Here is a 15,381-nt window from a genome sequence, read left to right as displayed (position 1 = left end):
CCCCAGGCGACAAAACCGTCGTTTAATCGCCCAGCAATCGATGGATACGTTGCAACCCGGCAACCAGCCGGTCAATCTCTTCGCGTGTAGTATAAACCGCCAGCGAGGCGCGGCACATGCTGGAAACACGATAGTGCTCCATCAGCGGCATCGCGCAGTGGTGGCCGGTGCGAATGGCAATACCATACCGATCGAGGAAACTGCCGACGTCATAGGCATGATGCCGGCCGAGGTTAAACGCAATGACGCCGTGCCTTTGCGCCGGCCCGTATTGAATTAAATCAGGCACCTGCGCCAGCGCTTCCAGCGCATAGCCCATCAGCGAGCTTTCATATCGCTGAATCGTTTCGCGCCCTAACGCCTCCACGTAGCTCAGCGCGGCGCCCAGCCCCATGATGCCGGCGGTATTGGGCGAACCGGCTTCGAAGCGCCAGGGCGCATCGGCATAAGTGGTGCCGTTACGCAGGCTCACTTCGCGGATCATCGCCCCGCCGCCTTCCCAGGGCGGCATCGCCTGTAAGAGTTCGCTTTTGCCATACAGCACGCCGATCCCGGAAGGGCCGTAGATCTTGTGGCCGGAAAAGACATAAAAGTCGCAGTCCAAATCTCGCACATCGACCGGCTGATGCATTATCGACTGCGCGCCGTCGACCAGAACGACGGCGCCGGCGGCTTTTGCCTGGGCGATAATCTCTTTAACCGGGTTCAGGGTGCCCAACACATTTGAGATATGGGTCACGGCCAACAGTCGGGTGCGGGCATCCAGCAAGGCCGGAAGTCTGCTCATATCCAGCGTCCCTTCCGACGTCAGCGGCAGCACGCGGACTTCAACGCCCCGCGCCTGCGCCAGCATCTGCCAGGGAACGATATTGGCATGGTGCTCCATCTCAGTAATGACGAGATTGTCGCCGGGCGCAAGAAACGTGCGTCCGTAGCTGTTCGCGACCAGGTTAATCGCTTCCGTCGAGCCGCGCACGAAAACGATCTCTTCCGCCGACGCCGCGTTGATAAAAGAGGCGACCTGTTGGCGCACCGCTTCCATCGCGCTGGTGGCCTGCGCGCTCAAGGTATGAATGCCGCGATGCACGGCCGCGTACTCATGCTGGTAAAAAGCCAGCTCGCGATCGATAACCTGACGCGGTTTTTGCGCGCTGGCCGCGCTGTCCAGATACGCCAGCGGCTCGCCGTTCACGGCGGTCGCCAGCAAAGGGAAATCGGCCCGCACTCGTTCGATTGGATAACTCATAGCTCCGCCTTCAATAAATCCGCCCGTGCGCTCGGCAAACGTTGCGCGATACGCTGCAGTATGGCGTCTCGCAGCGTCTCATCGCCAATGGCCTCCGTCAATTCGGCGGCAAAAGCGAAGATAATCATCTGCTGCGCATCCTGCCGGGTTATGCCGCGCGAACGCAGATAGAACAGCTGCTCTTCGTCGATACGCCCCACGGTAGCGCCGTGGCTGCATTTGACGTCGTCGGCATAGATTTCCAGCTGCGGCTTGGTATCCACCTCCGCCAAGCGCCCCAGCAGCAGGTTATTATTCGTCATCTGACCGTCGGTTTTCAGGGCATGGGGCGCGACTTTTATCATGCCGTTAAACACCGCTTTCGCCCGATCGTTGACGATGGTCTTATGCAACTGCCGGCTTTCGCCATAGCCCTGGTTGTGCTCCAGATACGTGCGCGTGTCGCAAACCTCGCTGCCGATCGGCATGATAAGGCTATTCATCACCAGATTCGTTCCTTCGCCATTAAGCTGCGCGCTGGTGTGATGCCGGGTCAACCCGGCGCCCAGCAGAAAGCTCTGGCTGCGCACCCGCGCATCGCGCGCCAGCGCCAAATCGTTATGCGCGAAGTGGTAGCCGGCCGCCGCTTCGAACGCCAGCTTCGCATGAACGACCTGGCTATTTTCGCCGGCGTTAATCGTCAAGCGCGCGCCGGTAAAGTGCGCGCGCTCGTCCAGACTGACATAGTGTTCGATAATCTGCGCGCTGGCGCCGCGCCCGACATCAAGATGGTGGCGGTGATGCACGGTATTCAGAGACGCCGCCTGAGTCTGGCCGCTGCTAATGTGCAGCAGATACAGCGGCTTTTCCGCCTGCGCGCCGGCGGCCAAACGAATCAGCGTGCGCTCGACGGCCAAGCTTTCGGTCAGATGCAAAAACACTTCCGGCTGGACCGGCGCGGGGAATTCGCCGTGCTTGTTCGCCGCATCGACGTCGACCTGATAAGGCCCCCGCTCGGCATCGCTCAGCTCCGCGCTGAACCTGCCGTCGATAAACACCAGACGCCAGCTATCGATCGGCAGCGCCAATGCCGCCAGCGCCGCCTGGTCGACCTGCGCGCTGGCGGAAACGAATTCGTGCGACAACAGCCCGTCCAGCGGCGTGTACTTCCAGTGCTCGTGCTTACGGTGAGGCAACCCCAAGCGCAGCACTTCCCGCCAGTGCTGATGCGCATCCTCCGAGCGCTTGGCGCTGTAGGTTTCAAACAGGTTGTGCCATTGCTGCAGTGCCTTTTCCTGTTTCTGTTCGGCGCTGATTTTCGCGGCGACAGCCTTATTGTTGGTCGGTAAGCCAGCCATAGCCTTGCTCCTCCAACTGTTTCACCAGCGAGAAATCGCCGGATTTAACGATGCGCCCCTGGTACAGAACGTGGACATAATCCGGTCTGATGTAATCCAGAATACGCTGGTAGTGCGTCACAATAATAAACGCGCGCTGCTGGTCACGCAGCGAGTTAACGCCGTTGGCCACGATCTTCAGCGCATCAATATCCAAACCGGAGTCGGTTTCATCCAGGATGCACAAATCCGGCTCAAGCGCCGCCATCTGCAGAATATCGTTACGCTTTTTCTCACCGCCGGAGAAACCGACGTTAACGGAACGCGTCAGCAGGTCCGCCGGCATATTCAGCAGCTTGATTTTCTCTTCGATAAAGTCGGCGAAATCGAAACGGTCCAGCGGCTCCAACTGACGGTATTTACGCACCGCATTGACCGCGGTTTGCAGGAAAAACTGGTTGCTGACGCCGGGAATCTCCACCGGATATTGGAACGCCATAAAGATGCCTTCGCCCGCGCGATCTTCAGGATCCAGCTCCAGCAAATCCTTGCCCTTAAAACTTACCGAGCCGTCCGTCACTTCATACTCTTCACGTCCCGCCAGCGTGGCGGAGAGCGTACTTTTCCCCGAGCCGTTCGGCCCCATAATGGCGTGGACCTCGCCCGGCTTAACCTGGAGGTTGAGTCCTTTGATGATCTCTTTGCCTTCTACGCTGACTTTCAAATTTTCAATACTTAACATGCTCTATCCTTCAGGCGTCTTGCACCTTGCGACGCTCATCATTTTCGTGACCGATAAGGAACATCGGCGCCGACGCATTAACCCACGCTGTGTTCCAGGCTAATCGCCAGTAACTTCTGCGCCTCGACCGCGAACTCCAGCGGCAGCTCGGAGAACACATCTTTACAGAATCCGTTGACGATCATCGAGATGGCGTCATCTTCGCTGATGCCCCGCTGCAGACAGTAAAACAGCTGATCTTCGCCAATCTTCGACGTGGTCGCCTCATGTTCCAACTGAGCGCTATTGTTGCGCACTTCCACATACGGGAAGGTATGGGCGCCGCAATCGCCGCCAATCAGCATTGAATCGCACTGGGTGAAGTTACGCGCGTTGGTCGCGCTCGGCATAATTTTCACCAGCCCGCGATAGGTGTTTTCACTGTGTCCGGCGGAAATCCCCTTGGAGATAATAGTGGAACGCGTGTTCTTCCCGATGTGGATCATCTTGGTCCCGGTATCCGCCTGTTGATACCCATTGGTCAGGGCGACGGAGAAAAATTCGCCGACCGAGTTGTCGCCGCGCAGGATCACGCTGGGGTATTTCCAGGTGATGGCCGAACCGGTTTCCGACTGCGTCCATGACATTTTCGCATTCTCGCCGGCGCACAGCGCCCGCTTGGTCACGAAATTCAGGATGCCTCCTTCCGCGTCATTGCCGGCGAACCAGTTTTGCACGGTGGAATATTTCACTTCGGCGTTCTTATTCACGATCACCTCGACCACGGCGGCGTGCAGCTGGTAGCTATCGCGAACCGGAGCGGAGCACCCTTCGATATAGCTGACGTAGCTGTCATCATCCGCAATCAGGATCGTGCGTTCAAACTGCCCGGTTTTCGCCGCATTAATGCGGAAATAGGTAGACAGCTCCATCGGGCAGCGCACGCCTTTCGGCACGTAGACGAAGGTGCCGTCGGAGGCAACCGCGGCATTCAGCGCCGCGAAAAAGTTATCATTCGACGGCACGACGGAGCCCAGGTATTGCCGGACCAAATCAGGGTGATCCTGAATGGCTTCGCTGAACGAACAGAAAATGATGCCCTGCTCCGCCAGTTCGCGCCGATACGTGGTCGCCACGGAAACCGAGTCGAAGATGGCGTCCACCGCGACCGCCTCGCCTTCCCGCACAGGCACGCCAAGCTGATTAAACGCGTTTTCAACTTCGCTGGTCAGATAGTTATTCACCTCCGCAACCCCCGACTGCTGGGTCGCGCCCGGCTGGGAGCCGCAGCTGTCGTCGCAATGGCCGCAGGACGGCGCGGAGTAATAGCTATAGTCCTGGTAGTCGAGCGACTGGTATTTGGCTTTCAACCAGTGGGGCTCCTCCATTTCCAGCCATGCGCGATAGGCATTGAGCCGGAACTCCAGCATCCACTCGGGTTCATTGCGCTTCGCTGAAATCGCCCTGACAACGTCTTCGTTGATCCCGCGCGCCAATTCGTCCGTCGCCAGTTCAGTGAAGAAGCCCTCTTTGTAGCGGCCATCACCCATCCAGATCTGAACATCATCAGGTACTTCTACTGTGCTACGTGCCATAATTTTTCATCACTTAAATGCCAAAACTCTCGCCGCATCCGCAGGCATGCTGAGCTTTGGGATTATTAAACTTGAACACCTGATTCAGCCCTTCGCGGACAAAATCGAGCTCGGTGCCATCGATAAAAGGCATTGCCTTTAACGGAACATAAAGTTTTGCGCCATCGCGTTCGAATAGCAGGTCATCCGCCGCGCTCTCGCGCACCAAATCCAGCACATAGGCAAATCCGGCGCAGCCGGACTGCTTGACGCTGAGCTGTAAACCTTTTACCGCGGCATCCTGCTGCATTAAATTTTTTATTTGTTCTGCTGCGCGATCCGTTAGCGTTAAGCCTTGCCAGACATTTTCTTCTAGTGAAAAAGTCCCTACATTTTCCGACTGCATACGGCATACCTCATTACGTGTGGTACCAGTTTCAGACTGGTTTCTCCTAATGTTAGTGATAATGTGTCTGGCTTCAACCACTTGCTTCGCAGGGCTATTCGTAACATTTCACCGTCGGCGACGGCCGCCCTCCCGAACCGGCGTTGAATCCGGCGGCGAAAAGAGAGAAAACAAAAACATAACCAGCTGATAAATAATCATAAAATGCATTCACGCCCGCTCACTCTCCGCATAAAAGTTATCAACCTATTATCATTATTTTAACATGCATAGGGAACACCTATTTAAAAAACAGGGAAAGTAAATGAAGATTTAATGTCACTCGCGGAAGCTTTTTATGACGAATCCCCGCTTTTCCCCATTGATCCCGGCTACCTTTATAAATATGATAATGATTCTCATTAATACCCAGGATCGATACCATGCGCTCCGTGAATGCCTGGCTGCAGCATCAGATTGACGAATATAAATTCCAAATCAGGGACGCCACCGTAGATTTTTATATGGCCGAGGCCCGGCTGAACCGCCCGGAAAGTCATATCGAACATCTAAGACGCTACCATAACGCCTGTATGGAAATGGTCGATTTATGTCGGAGAAACGGCGACGACGCCAGTTATTTGCACGCGCTGATAAAGCTGCATAACCGGCTGATTAAAGAAATAAATAATGAAAAGCGCTGCCATCTGTTTCGGGTGCAGAGCTACTACTTCGCGCGGAATACGTTAAAGAACATCTGTCACCAGCTAAGCCTGCAGGGCGCATGGGACAAAGCCACCGCCTTTCAAACGGATTTCGTCAAGCGCGTCCCTTTTCTGCCTTGATATGCAATCCCGGCGAGAGAGACGGCCAATGCCGGCGCGTATCTGAACCCGCGTCATAAAGTATAGCAGGCGATAGCGGAGAAACCGGCCGGTTTCTCCGCGGTGGATCAGGCGCTAATGACCGAGGTGGTCAGTCTGGATGAGCAGCACTGCCGGCCGTCGGCGGCGTAAATATCGATCTGCCAAACCTGGTGGCGCCGCCCGATATGCAGCGCGCGGCACACGCCGCGGACCTCCCCCTCAACAACGGCGCGCAGGTGATTGGCGTTGACCTCTATGCCGACCACCTGCTGCTCCCCTTCGGTGCACAAATACCCCGCCACCGACCCCAGCGACTCGGCGAGAACCACGGAAGCGCCGCCGTGCAGAAAGCCGAAAGGCTGACGCGTGCGGGCATCCACCGGCATTACCGCTTCCAGGCTGTCGTCCGTCAGTTTGGTAAAGCGAATGCCCAGATGCGCGATCATGCACCCCTGGGCCTGCTGATTGAGTTGTTCAAGCATAAGCCGCCGTTTCCACTGCATCAGATAATCTCCAGCAAAGCCTGTAGCGGATGGCGCAGCCCGCTGCCTTCCATCCTTTTCACCTGGCTGCGGCAGGAGTAGCCGGTTGTCAGACAGCGGGTTTGCGGCAGCTTCTGCAACGCCTGTTGCCAAGAGAGCGCATAGATCCCCTGTGAATTAGCCAGGTTATTGCTTTCATGACCGTAGGTGCCCGCCATGCCGCAGCAGCCGACGCTGACGTTTTCCAGCCTGGCGCCGAAACGGGAAAAAATCTCGGCCCACTGCCGGCTGCTGGCCGGCAGTGCGGTGCTTTCCGTACAATGCCCCAGCAGATACCAGGATTCGCCGGTAGCGGCCTGCGGCGCTTCCTGCGCCAGCAGCGTCGTCAGCCATTCATGCACCAACTGTACCTTAAAGTCGCCCCGTCTATCCCCGAGTATTTCACGATACTCATCGCGGTAACACAAGACCAGCGCCGGATCGACCCCCACCATCGGTATGCCCAGCGTCGCTACGCGATTAAGGAAATCCGCGGTTTTCGCCGCCGTCTTCGCGAAACGGTTCAGGAACCCCTTGATATGCTGCGCCTTGCCGTTGGGAGAAAAGGGCAACAGCACCGGTTTTAGCTGCAATTTTTCGATCAGATGCACAAAATCGGCCACCACCTGGGCATCGTAATAGCTGGTAAAGGGATCCTGGACGATCAAAACATACTGGCGGCGCTGCTGTTCAGACAGTTTCTCCAACTGCTCCAGCGTGGTTTTAGCGGCGCTGTGCCCGGCGAACTGCTGACGCAGCGACGGAGAAGAGAGCAGCGGCAGATCGACCATGCCGATCTGCCGGCGGCTGAGTTCGTTCACCCACGGCATTCGCAAAAAGAAGTTAAACGTCTTGGGGCTACGCGCCATCAGCGGCGCATAGCTTTCCACTCCCGCCACCAGATAATCCTTCACCGGACGGAGATAGCGGGTGTGATACAGCTGCAAGAAACGCGAACGGAAACTGGGCACGTCGATCTTGATCGGACATTGCGTCGAACAGGCTTTACAGGCCAGACAGCCCGACATGGACGCTTTGACCTCGTGGGAAAAATCATATTCGCCCCGGCTGGCGTGCCAGGTGTTGCTGACTTTCTGGATGAACGCCCGCAGGCTGAGCTTCTGTTCCGGTAATTTTTTCTCCAGCTCCAGCGGGTCGACGCCCTGCTCCGCCAGCAAACGCAGCCATTCGCGCACCAGCGCCGCCCGGCCTTTCGGCGAGTGAATGCGGTCGCCGGTAATTTTCATCGACGGACACATCGGGCTGCGCGCGTCGAAATTGAAGCATAAACCGTTGCCGTTGCAATCCAACGCGCCGCGAAAAGAGCTGCGAACCGTCAGGGGAATGGTGCGATCGTAGGTGCCGCGCTTCACGGCATCCACCTTCATCATCGGGGCGTCCACGCCCAGCGGCGCGCAGATCTTACCCGGATTCAGACGATTATCCGGATCGAACGCGGCCTTGATGCGCCGCAGTTCGGCATACAGCTCGGGGCCGAAAAATTCGGGGCTGTATTCGGCGCGGAACCCTTTGCCGTGTTCCCCCCAAAGCAGGCCGCCGTATTTTGCCGTTAACGCGACGATGCTGTCGGAGAGCCGCTTCATCAATATTTCCTGCTGGGGATCGCACATATCCAGCGCCGGACGCACGTGCAGGACGCCCGCATCCACATGGCCGAACATGCCGTACGTAAGATTGTGGCTATCGAGCAACGCGCGAAATTCGGCGATGTAATCCGCCAGGTGCTGCGGCGGTACGCAGGTATCCTCGGCGAACGGAATCGGCTTGGCCTGGCCTTTGCTGTTGCCCAGCAGGCCGACCGCCTTTTTGCGCATCGCGTAAATGCGCTCAATCCCTTCCAGATCGTTGCAGGTCTGATAACCGATAACGCCCGTTTGTCCCTCGGCCATCAGCACATCCAGCCGTTGGCGCAAGGTGTTCACCTGTTCGTCGATCAGCGCCTCATCGTTGCCGGCGAACTCAACGATATTCAGCCCCAGCATGTCCCGATCGGGCACGTCGGTGATAAGTTCGCTGACGGAGTGCCAGACGATATCCTCACGCGCCAGGTTCAATACCCTGGAGTCGACGGTTTCCACCGACAGCGCCTGCGCTTCCACCATAAACGGCGCGTTGCGCAAAGCGGAGTTGAACGAGTCATACTTAACGTTGACCAAACGCCGCACTTTCGGCAGCGGCGTGATATCCAGCTTGGCTTCGGTAATAAACGCCAGCGTCCCTTCCGCGCCGGTCAAAATGCGCGTCAGATCGAAGGTTTGCAGGTCGTCGCTGAATACATGGCGCAAGTCATACCCGGTCAAAAAACGGTTAAGCTTGGGGAAATGCGCCAGAATCAGCTGTCGCTGCTCGCGACAGCGATTCAACACCGTCTGGTAAATGCGCCCGACCCTGGAGTCCTCCTGCGCCGCCTGCTCCGCCAACGCCACGGGCATCGCCTGAGTATCGAGCATCTCGCCGCCGATCAGCAGCGCGCGCAGGCCCAGCACGTGATCGGAGGTTTTTCCATACACCAGCGACCCCTGCCCGGAGGCGTCGGTGTTGACCATTCCCCCCAGCGTGGCGCGGTTGCTGGTGGATAGTTCGGGCGCAAAAAAGTAGCCGAAAGGCTTAAGGTACTGGTTCAGTTGATCTTTGATCACCCCGGCCTCGACCCTGACCCAGCCTTGCTCCAGATTGATTTCCAGAATGCGGTTCATATAGCGGGACATATCGACCACAATGCCCCGGTTCAGAGCCTGGCCGTTAGTACCGGTGCCGCCGCCGCGGGGCGTGAACGTCAGGCTATGAAAGCACTCTTCCGCGGCCAGGCGCGTCAAAATCGCCACATCCGCGGTGGAGCGGGGGAAAACAACGGCGTCCGGCAAGAGTTGATAGATACTGTTATCGGTCGCCATCGTTAGGCGGTCGGCGTAGTTTGTCGCCGTATCGCCAGTAAAACCATGTTGTTTCAATGCTTCCAAAAAATTAAGCACCGGCTGAACGAGGCCGGGTGACTGAGAGATCTGTGGGATCATTATTTTTTTGACCCTGTTTATACAAGATGTGTTTGCCAAGATGAATAGGATGTCATACCCGCCATACTGCAAGTTGCATGCGCGTTAGCTTTGTCGAAAAACGCTTGCGGCGTTTTCATCCTGCGACTCGCATATTGCGGATATAGCTGTCTGCGGGTGAAGCAATCGATCCCCTATCCTTAGGATACACCCGTCATACTTCAAGCTGCAGGTGCGTTGGCTTTCCTGCAACTCGAATTATTTAGGGGATATACGGTGAATAATTCATCAATGTTTCATTTATCCAACCATCAGACTTAGCACGTTTTATCATATTTTACTCTGTCGCGCCGCCGAATCGGCAAAAAACACATTGAGTATTAGCGTTACGCGGTTTACGCCAACAAAATGTTTAACAGACTGTCAAAAACCACAGAAATATCTCATGATAAATCATCGCCCTTGCCAAAACGGCGCGGCTTTCCGACATGGTGTCTACTGATAGAGGTACTTTTCATTGATAGAAAAAATCCAACGACGGCATTTTGACCTGGCCAGAATACTATTCAGCCTGCTGTTTATTACCATTATGATCATCGCCTGTTTTTGGGTAGTTCAGCCGTTTATTCTGGGGTTCGCCTGGGCCAGCATGGTGGTGATCGCCACCTGGCCTTTGTTAATCAAGCTTCAGCATCTGCTGTGGGGGCGCCGCTCTCTGGCCGTGTTCGCCATGACGTTACTGCTGATCCTGCTATTCGTGATGCCGATCGCCGTACTGGTCAGCAGCGCCATCGACAACAGTTCGGCGTTGGTCAACTGGGCAACCAGCCAGGAGAGTTTCGGCCCGCCCAAACTGGAGTGGCTCACCTCAATTCCGCTGGTCGGAGATAAATTATTCAATAGCTGGCAAACCCTGCTGCAAAGCGGCGGCAGCGGTCTGTTCGCCAAGGCCCAACCCTATGTGGGGAAAACCGCGACCTGGCTGGTGGCCCAGGCGGCGCACGTCGGCCGCTTCCTGATGCACTGCGCTCTGATGTTGGTATTCAGCGCGCTGCTCTATTATAAAGGCGAATCCGTCGCCAAAGCGGTGCGTCACTTCGCTATCCGCCTCGCCCATGAACAGGGCGATACCGCCGTTATTCTGGCCGCGCAATCCATTCGGGCCGTAGCGCTGGGCGTGGTGGTGACCGCCATCGTCCAATCTCTGCTGGGCGGCATCGGCCTGTTTATTTCCGGCATTCCGTACACCACCTTACTGACCGTGCTGATGTTTTTATGCTGTCTGGTGCAGCTGGGACCGCTGCCCGTATTGGTCCCCGCCATTATCTGGCTGTACTGGAGCGGGGATACCACCTGGGGCACGGTGCTGTTGGTGCTAAGCTGCGTCGTCGGAACGATTGATAACTTCATCCGTCCGGTTCTGATCCGCCTGGGCGCCGATCTGCCGCTGCTGTTAATCCTGTGCGGCGTTATCGGCGGATTGCTGGCCTTCGGCATGATTGGCCTCTTTATCGGGCCGGTGGTGCTTGCGGTATCCTATCGCCTGCTTTTCGCCTGGATGGGGGAAGTTCCCGAACCGCAGGCCATCGCGGAAGAACCTTTGAATCCGCACGCGGGCAAAGAGTGATCGATATCAAGCGGCATGGCTGCCGCGGGAGAAAAATCCCGCGGCGACGAAATAATAAATAACCCTAATATTTTGTTCCATTTTTAAGGGGTTATTCCTGAAAAAAGCGCTTATTTAAGTTTATTTGTTCAGTTCCGCTGAAATCTCGCGCGTTTTTCTCAATAAATCCTTTAAAAACAATTAACTATTAGGATGATTCTTAATGACTATTCGGGACGGTATATTTAGCATGGTTACGGAGCTGGTTTTAACCTTCTGTTAGTCAACAAGGTTTCCTCCTCGTCAGAGTTAGTAACGAATTGCTGTGTGTAGTCTTTGCCCATCCCCTGAGATGGGCTTTTTTTTAGTTTTTTCGCCATAAATTGCGGTCAGTCCTGTTTTTGTTAATCTCCTGTTTGTATTTCTCACGCTTTGCTTTATATCTTTTCTTCTTTCAGACCGCAGGAACATTTATACCCTGCCCCTGGAAATCTATTGATTAAACGGGCTTTATTCTCAGGAGTTTTTCATGGCTACTTTCGCCAGGGGATTAATATTCGCTTTCTTGTTCAGCCAGCTTGCGGGGTGCGACGACGCGTCCCATACCGCCTCTCGTCCGCTTATGACCATCGAGGGAAAAACGATGGGCACATTTTACAGCGTAAAGATCAGCGGAGAACAGAAGGAGGGCAAAGAGCTGCTTCAGCGGGAGATCGATACCCTGCTGGAACAGGCAAATAACGAGATTTCGACCTATCGCCAGGATTCGACGCTGTCGAAATTTAATCAATACCGCGGCAATGAGCCGCAGCCCATTAGCAACGGCACCGCGGATATCATACTGGCGGCGCAGCGTATCGGCCGGGCGACCGGCGGCGCGATGGATATCACCGTGGGGCCGCTCGTCAACCTATGGGGATTCGGTCCGCAGAAACAGCCGACGCAAATCCCCAGCCAGCAGCAAATTGATGCGACCCGGCAAAAAATCGGGCTCAGCCATCTGAAGTTAGTTAGCGACGAGCGGGGCGAGTGGATACAGAAAGACCTGCCCGACCTCTATGTCGATCTGTCGACCCTTGGCGAGGGCTACGGCGCCGATCTGCTTGCGCAGCTGATGGCGAAAAAAGGCATCACCAACTATCTGGTTTCCGTCGGCGGGGCCATATCCAGCCGAGGAGTGAACGCGGAAGGCATGCCGTGGCGCGTGGCGATTCAAAAGCCGACCGATCGGGAAAACGCCATGCAGGCGGCGGTCAATTTACAGGGATACGGCATTAGCACCTCCGGCAGCTACCGCAATTACTTTGAGCGGGACGGCCAGCGCTATTCCCATGTGATCGACCCCGCGACCGGAAGGCCCATCACCCATCAGTTGGTTTCGGTGACCGTTATCGCGCCGACCGCGCTGGAGGCCGACGGCTGGGACACCGGACTCATGGTCCTGGGGCGGGAAAAAGCCCTGGCTCTGGCGCAACGGCAAGGACTGGCCGTTTACCTGATCAGCAAAACCGAAAAGGGCTTTCAGGCGGAGATGACGCCGCAGTTCCAGTCGTTCCTGATCGCGCAGTAAAAGGGGAAAACCAGCAGTGCGAGATGTCCGTCCTCCCCCGGACAGGGGGAGGACGGTAAGGTTAGCTATGAACGGTTCATGCGGCGATTACTGATGTTCGGCCAGATTCAGCCAGGTTTGCACCACGGTATCCGGATTGAGCGACAGGCTATCGATCCCCTGCTCCATCAGCCAGAGCGCGAAATCCTCATGGTCCGACGGCCCCTGGCCGCAAATGCCGACGTATTTCCCCTGTTTTTTGGCCGCCTTGATCGCCATGGACAGCAGCGCTTTAACGGCGTCATTGCGCTCGTCGAACAGCTCGGACACCACGCCGGAATCCCGATCCAGCCCCAACGCCAGCTGCGTCATATCGTTCGAACCGATGGAGAAGCCGTCGAAGTGCGCTAAAAACGCTTCCGCCAGCAGGGCGTTGGAGGGAATCTCGCACATCATGATGATTTTCAGGCCGTCTTCGCCGCGCCGCAATCCCTGGCGAGCCAGCTCCTCAATGACCGCCTGCGCCTGCGCAACGGTACGCACGAACGGGATCATAATCTCGACATTCTTCAATCCCATGTCGTTGCGCACGCGTTTAATCGCCTCGCACTCCAGCGCAAAACACGCTTTGAAGTCCGGAGAAACGTAACGCCCCGCGCCGCGGAAGCCCAGCATCGGGTTTTCTTCATCCGGCTCGTAACGCTCGCCGCCCACCAGGTTGGCGTATTCGTTGGATTTAAAGTCGGATAGGCGCACAATGACCCGCTTCGGATAGAACGCCGCGCCCAGCGTAGCGATTCCTTCCGTCAGCCGGGAGACATAGAACTCGACCGGATCGTCATACCCTTGCATCAATGCCTTGATTTCACGCTGCAGCTCCGGCGTTTGCTGTTCGAACTCCAGCAGCGCGCGCGGATGAACGCCGATCATGCGGTTGATAATAAACTCCAGGCGGGCCAGCCCCACGCCGTCGTTCGGCAAGCAGGCGAAATCGAAGGCGCGATCGGGGTTGCCGACGTTCATCATGATTTTCAGCGGCAAGTCCGGCATGTCGTCAATCTGCGAGCTTTTTACGGTGAAATCCAGCAGGTCATGGTAAACGTAGCCGGTGTCGCCCTCCGCGCAAGAGACCGTCACTTTCTGCCCGTTGCGCAGCCGTTCGGTGGCGTCGCCGCAGCCAACCACCGCGGGGATCCCCAGCTCGCGGGCGATAATCGCCGCATGGCAGGTGCGGCCGCCGCGGTTGGTTACGATGGCGGCGGCTTTCTTCATGATCGGCTCCCAGTCGGGGTCGGTCATATCGGTCACCAGCACGTCGCCCGCATTAATCAGGTGCATTTCGCCGATATCCTGAATCACCTTCACCTCGCCCGCGCCGATACGGTGCCCGATAGCCCGGCCTTCCACCAGCACCTTGCCGCCGGACGGCAGATGATAACGTTCCATGACCTGACCGTTGGAGCGAACGGTTTCCGGGCGCGCCTGAACGATGTACAGCTTGCCGCTGTGGCCGTCTTTCGCCCACTCAATATCCATCGGCCGGCCATAGTGCTTCTCAATCAACAGCGCCTGGCGAGCCAGCGCCTGCGCTTCATCGTCGGTCAGACTGAAACGCGCGCGCAGCGGCTCCGGCACATCCTCGATTCGCACCTGCTTGCCGTGCTCCTGACTGTCCGCGTACACCATGCGGATTTTTTTCGATCCCATATTGCGACGCACAATCGCCGGCTTATTGTTGCGCAAGGTGGGCTTATGCACATAAAACTCGTCGGGGTTCACCGCGCCCTGCACCACCATCTCGCCCAGCCCATACGCCGAGGTAATGAACACTACCTGATCAAAACCGGATTCGGTATCAATGGTAAACATCACGCCGGCCGCGGCCAGATCCGAGCGCACCATGCGCTGTATCCCCGCCGACAGAGCGACGCCGCGATGGTCATACCCCTGATGGACGCGATAGGAAATGGCGCGATCGTTGAACAGGGAAGCGAACACATGCTTCACCGCCACCATGACCGCGTCAATGCCCTGCACGTTCAGGAACGTCTCCTGCTGTCCGGCGAACGACGCGTCCGGCATATCTTCCGCGGTGGCGGAAGAGCGCACGGCAAAGGACGCGTCTTTCTCTCCTTCGGCCAATTGTTGGTACGCATCCCGAATCGCCCGATCGAGCGCCGGCTGGAATGGCGTATCAATAATCCACTGACGGATTTGCGTCCCGGCTCGCGCCAGCTGGTTTACATCATCAATGTCGGTGCGATCCAATAAATCATAGATGCGCTGGTTAATGCCGCTTTGATTAAGAAAATCATTAAACGCCTGTGCCGTTGTCGCAAATCCATTAGGTACGGCAACGCCCAGTTCCGACAGGTTGGCGATCATCTCGCCCAGAGAGGCGTTTTTGCCTCCCACCCTTTCCACGTCGTGCATACCAAGCTGGTTATACCAGAGGACATTCCGCAAATCAGAGCCGTTATTGGACATCGAAAAAATCCTTTCTGCATACAAATATAGGGTATGAAAATATTCGGTTGAGAATTCGCCTCAACGCAATTAGCGTAGCATAGCGTTTTATAAAGT

At 56.5% G+C, this 15,381-nt stretch carries 11 protein-coding genes and 1 other RNA gene; 4 read left to right on the top strand and 8 right to left on the bottom strand.

The window, feature by feature from the left end; genetic code table 11:
- Positions 1 to 22 precede the first annotated feature (22 nt).
- From sufS to sufA, 5 genes are all read right to left on the bottom strand, one after another.
- Positions 23 to 1,246 (bottom strand): cysteine desulfurase SufS, encoded by a 1,224-nt coding sequence (gene sufS, locus VSX58_RS01005; protein WP_327616400.1) that lies wholly within the window; start codon positions 1,244 to 1,246, stop codon positions 23 to 25.
- Positions 1,243 to 2,583, bottom strand: a complete 1,341-nt coding sequence (gene sufD / locus VSX58_RS01000; RefSeq protein ID WP_327616399.1) for a Fe-S cluster assembly protein SufD — start codon at positions 2,581 to 2,583, stop codon at positions 1,243 to 1,245. The genes sufS and sufD overlap by 4 nt, the downstream gene beginning before the upstream one ends.
- On the bottom strand, positions 2,558 to 3,304 hold the full coding sequence (gene sufC, locus VSX58_RS00995) for a Fe-S cluster assembly ATPase SufC (protein ID WP_327616398.1): 747 nt from the start codon (positions 3,302 to 3,304) through the stop codon (positions 2,558 to 2,560). The genes sufD and sufC overlap by 26 nt, the downstream gene beginning before the upstream one ends.
- 77 nt (positions 3,305 to 3,381) lie before the next feature.
- The gene (gene sufB / locus VSX58_RS00990; RefSeq protein WP_327616397.1) at positions 3,382 to 4,878 is read right to left on the bottom strand and encodes a Fe-S cluster assembly protein SufB; all 1,497 of its coding nucleotides are present in this window, start codon (positions 4,876 to 4,878) and stop codon (positions 3,382 to 3,384) included.
- Positions 4,879 to 4,891: 13 nt separating this feature from the next.
- Complete coding sequence (gene sufA / locus VSX58_RS00985) at positions 4,892 to 5,263, bottom strand: Fe-S cluster assembly scaffold SufA (RefSeq protein WP_327614479.1); 372 nt, start codon at positions 5,261 to 5,263, stop codon at positions 4,892 to 4,894.
- Positions 5,264 to 5,685: 422 nt separating this feature from the next.
- On the opposite strand from sufA, the gene VSX58_RS00980 reads away from it, so the two are divergent.
- A complete protein-coding gene (locus VSX58_RS00980; protein WP_327614454.1) occupies positions 5,686 to 6,087 on the top strand; it encodes a hypothetical protein in 402 nt (133 codons plus the stop codon).
- A 107-nt stretch (positions 6,088 to 6,194) separates the two neighbouring features.
- Here the strand turns inward: VSX58_RS00980 and VSX58_RS00975 are convergent, their stop codons facing one another.
- Positions 6,195 to 6,611, bottom strand: a complete 417-nt coding sequence (locus VSX58_RS00975; RefSeq protein WP_327616396.1) for a hotdog fold thioesterase — start codon at positions 6,609 to 6,611, stop codon at positions 6,195 to 6,197.
- Positions 6,611 to 9,664, bottom strand: coding sequence for a D-2-hydroxyglutarate dehydrogenase YdiJ (gene ydiJ, locus VSX58_RS00970; protein ID WP_327616395.1), 3,054 nt, complete (start codon positions 9,662 to 9,664; stop codon positions 6,611 to 6,613). Before ydiJ ends, VSX58_RS00975 begins: the two co-directional genes overlap by 1 nt.
- A gap of 496 nt (positions 9,665 to 10,160) precedes the next feature.
- Between ydiJ and ydiK the strand changes: the two genes are divergently transcribed.
- The 3 genes from ydiK (at position 10,161) to apbE (ending at position 12,819) form a co-directional block, all read left to right on the top strand.
- Complete coding sequence (ydiK, locus tag VSX58_RS00965) at positions 10,161 to 11,270, top strand: AI-2E family transporter YdiK (protein ID WP_327614451.1); 1,110 nt, start codon at positions 10,161 to 10,163, stop codon at positions 11,268 to 11,270.
- A gap of 235 nt (positions 11,271 to 11,505) precedes the next feature.
- An RNA gene (gene rprA / locus VSX58_RS00960) (antisense sRNA RprA) lies at positions 11,506 to 11,617 on the top strand.
- 161 nt (positions 11,618 to 11,778) lie between these two features.
- Positions 11,779 to 12,819, top strand: coding sequence for an FAD:protein FMN transferase ApbE (gene apbE / locus VSX58_RS00955; protein ID WP_327616394.1), 1,041 nt, complete (start codon positions 11,779 to 11,781; stop codon positions 12,817 to 12,819).
- An 87-nt stretch (positions 12,820 to 12,906) separates the two neighbouring features.
- Here the strand turns inward: apbE and ppsA are convergent, their stop codons facing one another.
- Positions 12,907 to 15,285, bottom strand: coding sequence for a phosphoenolpyruvate synthase (gene ppsA / locus VSX58_RS00950; protein ID WP_327614449.1), 2,379 nt, complete (start codon positions 15,283 to 15,285; stop codon positions 12,907 to 12,909).
- Positions 15,286 to 15,381: the final 96 nt, after the last annotated feature.

Origin of the sequence: Brenneria populi (assembly GCF_036016195.1) — a bacterium.
In the GTDB taxonomy this organism is placed as follows: Bacteria; Pseudomonadota; Gammaproteobacteria; order Enterobacterales; family Enterobacteriaceae; genus Brenneria; species Brenneria populi.
This window is presented reverse-complemented; position numbering and strand designations above follow the sequence as displayed.

Bases quoted from the DNA above. Each gene is read 5' to 3' on its own strand.
- sufD (WP_327616399.1), bottom strand. From the start codon at position 2,583: ATGGCTGGCTTACCGACCAACAATAAGGCTGTCGCCGCGAAAATCAGC.
- ppsA (WP_327614449.1), bottom strand. From the start codon at position 15,285: ATGTCCAATAACGGCTCTGATTTGCGGAATGTCCTCTGGTATAACCAG.
- sufB (WP_327616397.1), bottom strand. From the start codon at position 4,878: ATGGCACGTAGCACAGTAGAAGTACCTGATGATGTTCAGATCTGGATG.
- VSX58_RS00980 (WP_327614454.1), top strand. From the start codon at position 5,686: ATGCGCTCCGTGAATGCCTGGCTGCAGCATCAGATTGACGAATATAAA.
- sufC (WP_327616398.1), bottom strand. From the start codon at position 3,304: ATGTTAAGTATTGAAAATTTGAAAGTCAGCGTAGAAGGCAAAGAGATC.
- VSX58_RS00975 (WP_327616396.1), bottom strand. From the start codon at position 6,611: ATGCAGTGGAAACGGCGGCTTATGCTTGAACAACTCAATCAGCAGGCC.
- ydiJ (WP_327616395.1), bottom strand. From the start codon at position 9,664: ATGATCCCACAGATCTCTCAGTCACCCGGCCTCGTTCAGCCGGTGCTT.
- sufA (WP_327614479.1), bottom strand. From the start codon at position 5,263: ATGCAGTCGGAAAATGTAGGGACTTTTTCACTAGAAGAAAATGTCTGG.
- sufS (WP_327616400.1), bottom strand. From the start codon at position 1,246: ATGAGTTATCCAATCGAACGAGTGCGGGCCGATTTCCCTTTGCTGGCG.
- apbE (WP_327616394.1), top strand. From the start codon at position 11,779: ATGGCTACTTTCGCCAGGGGATTAATATTCGCTTTCTTGTTCAGCCAG.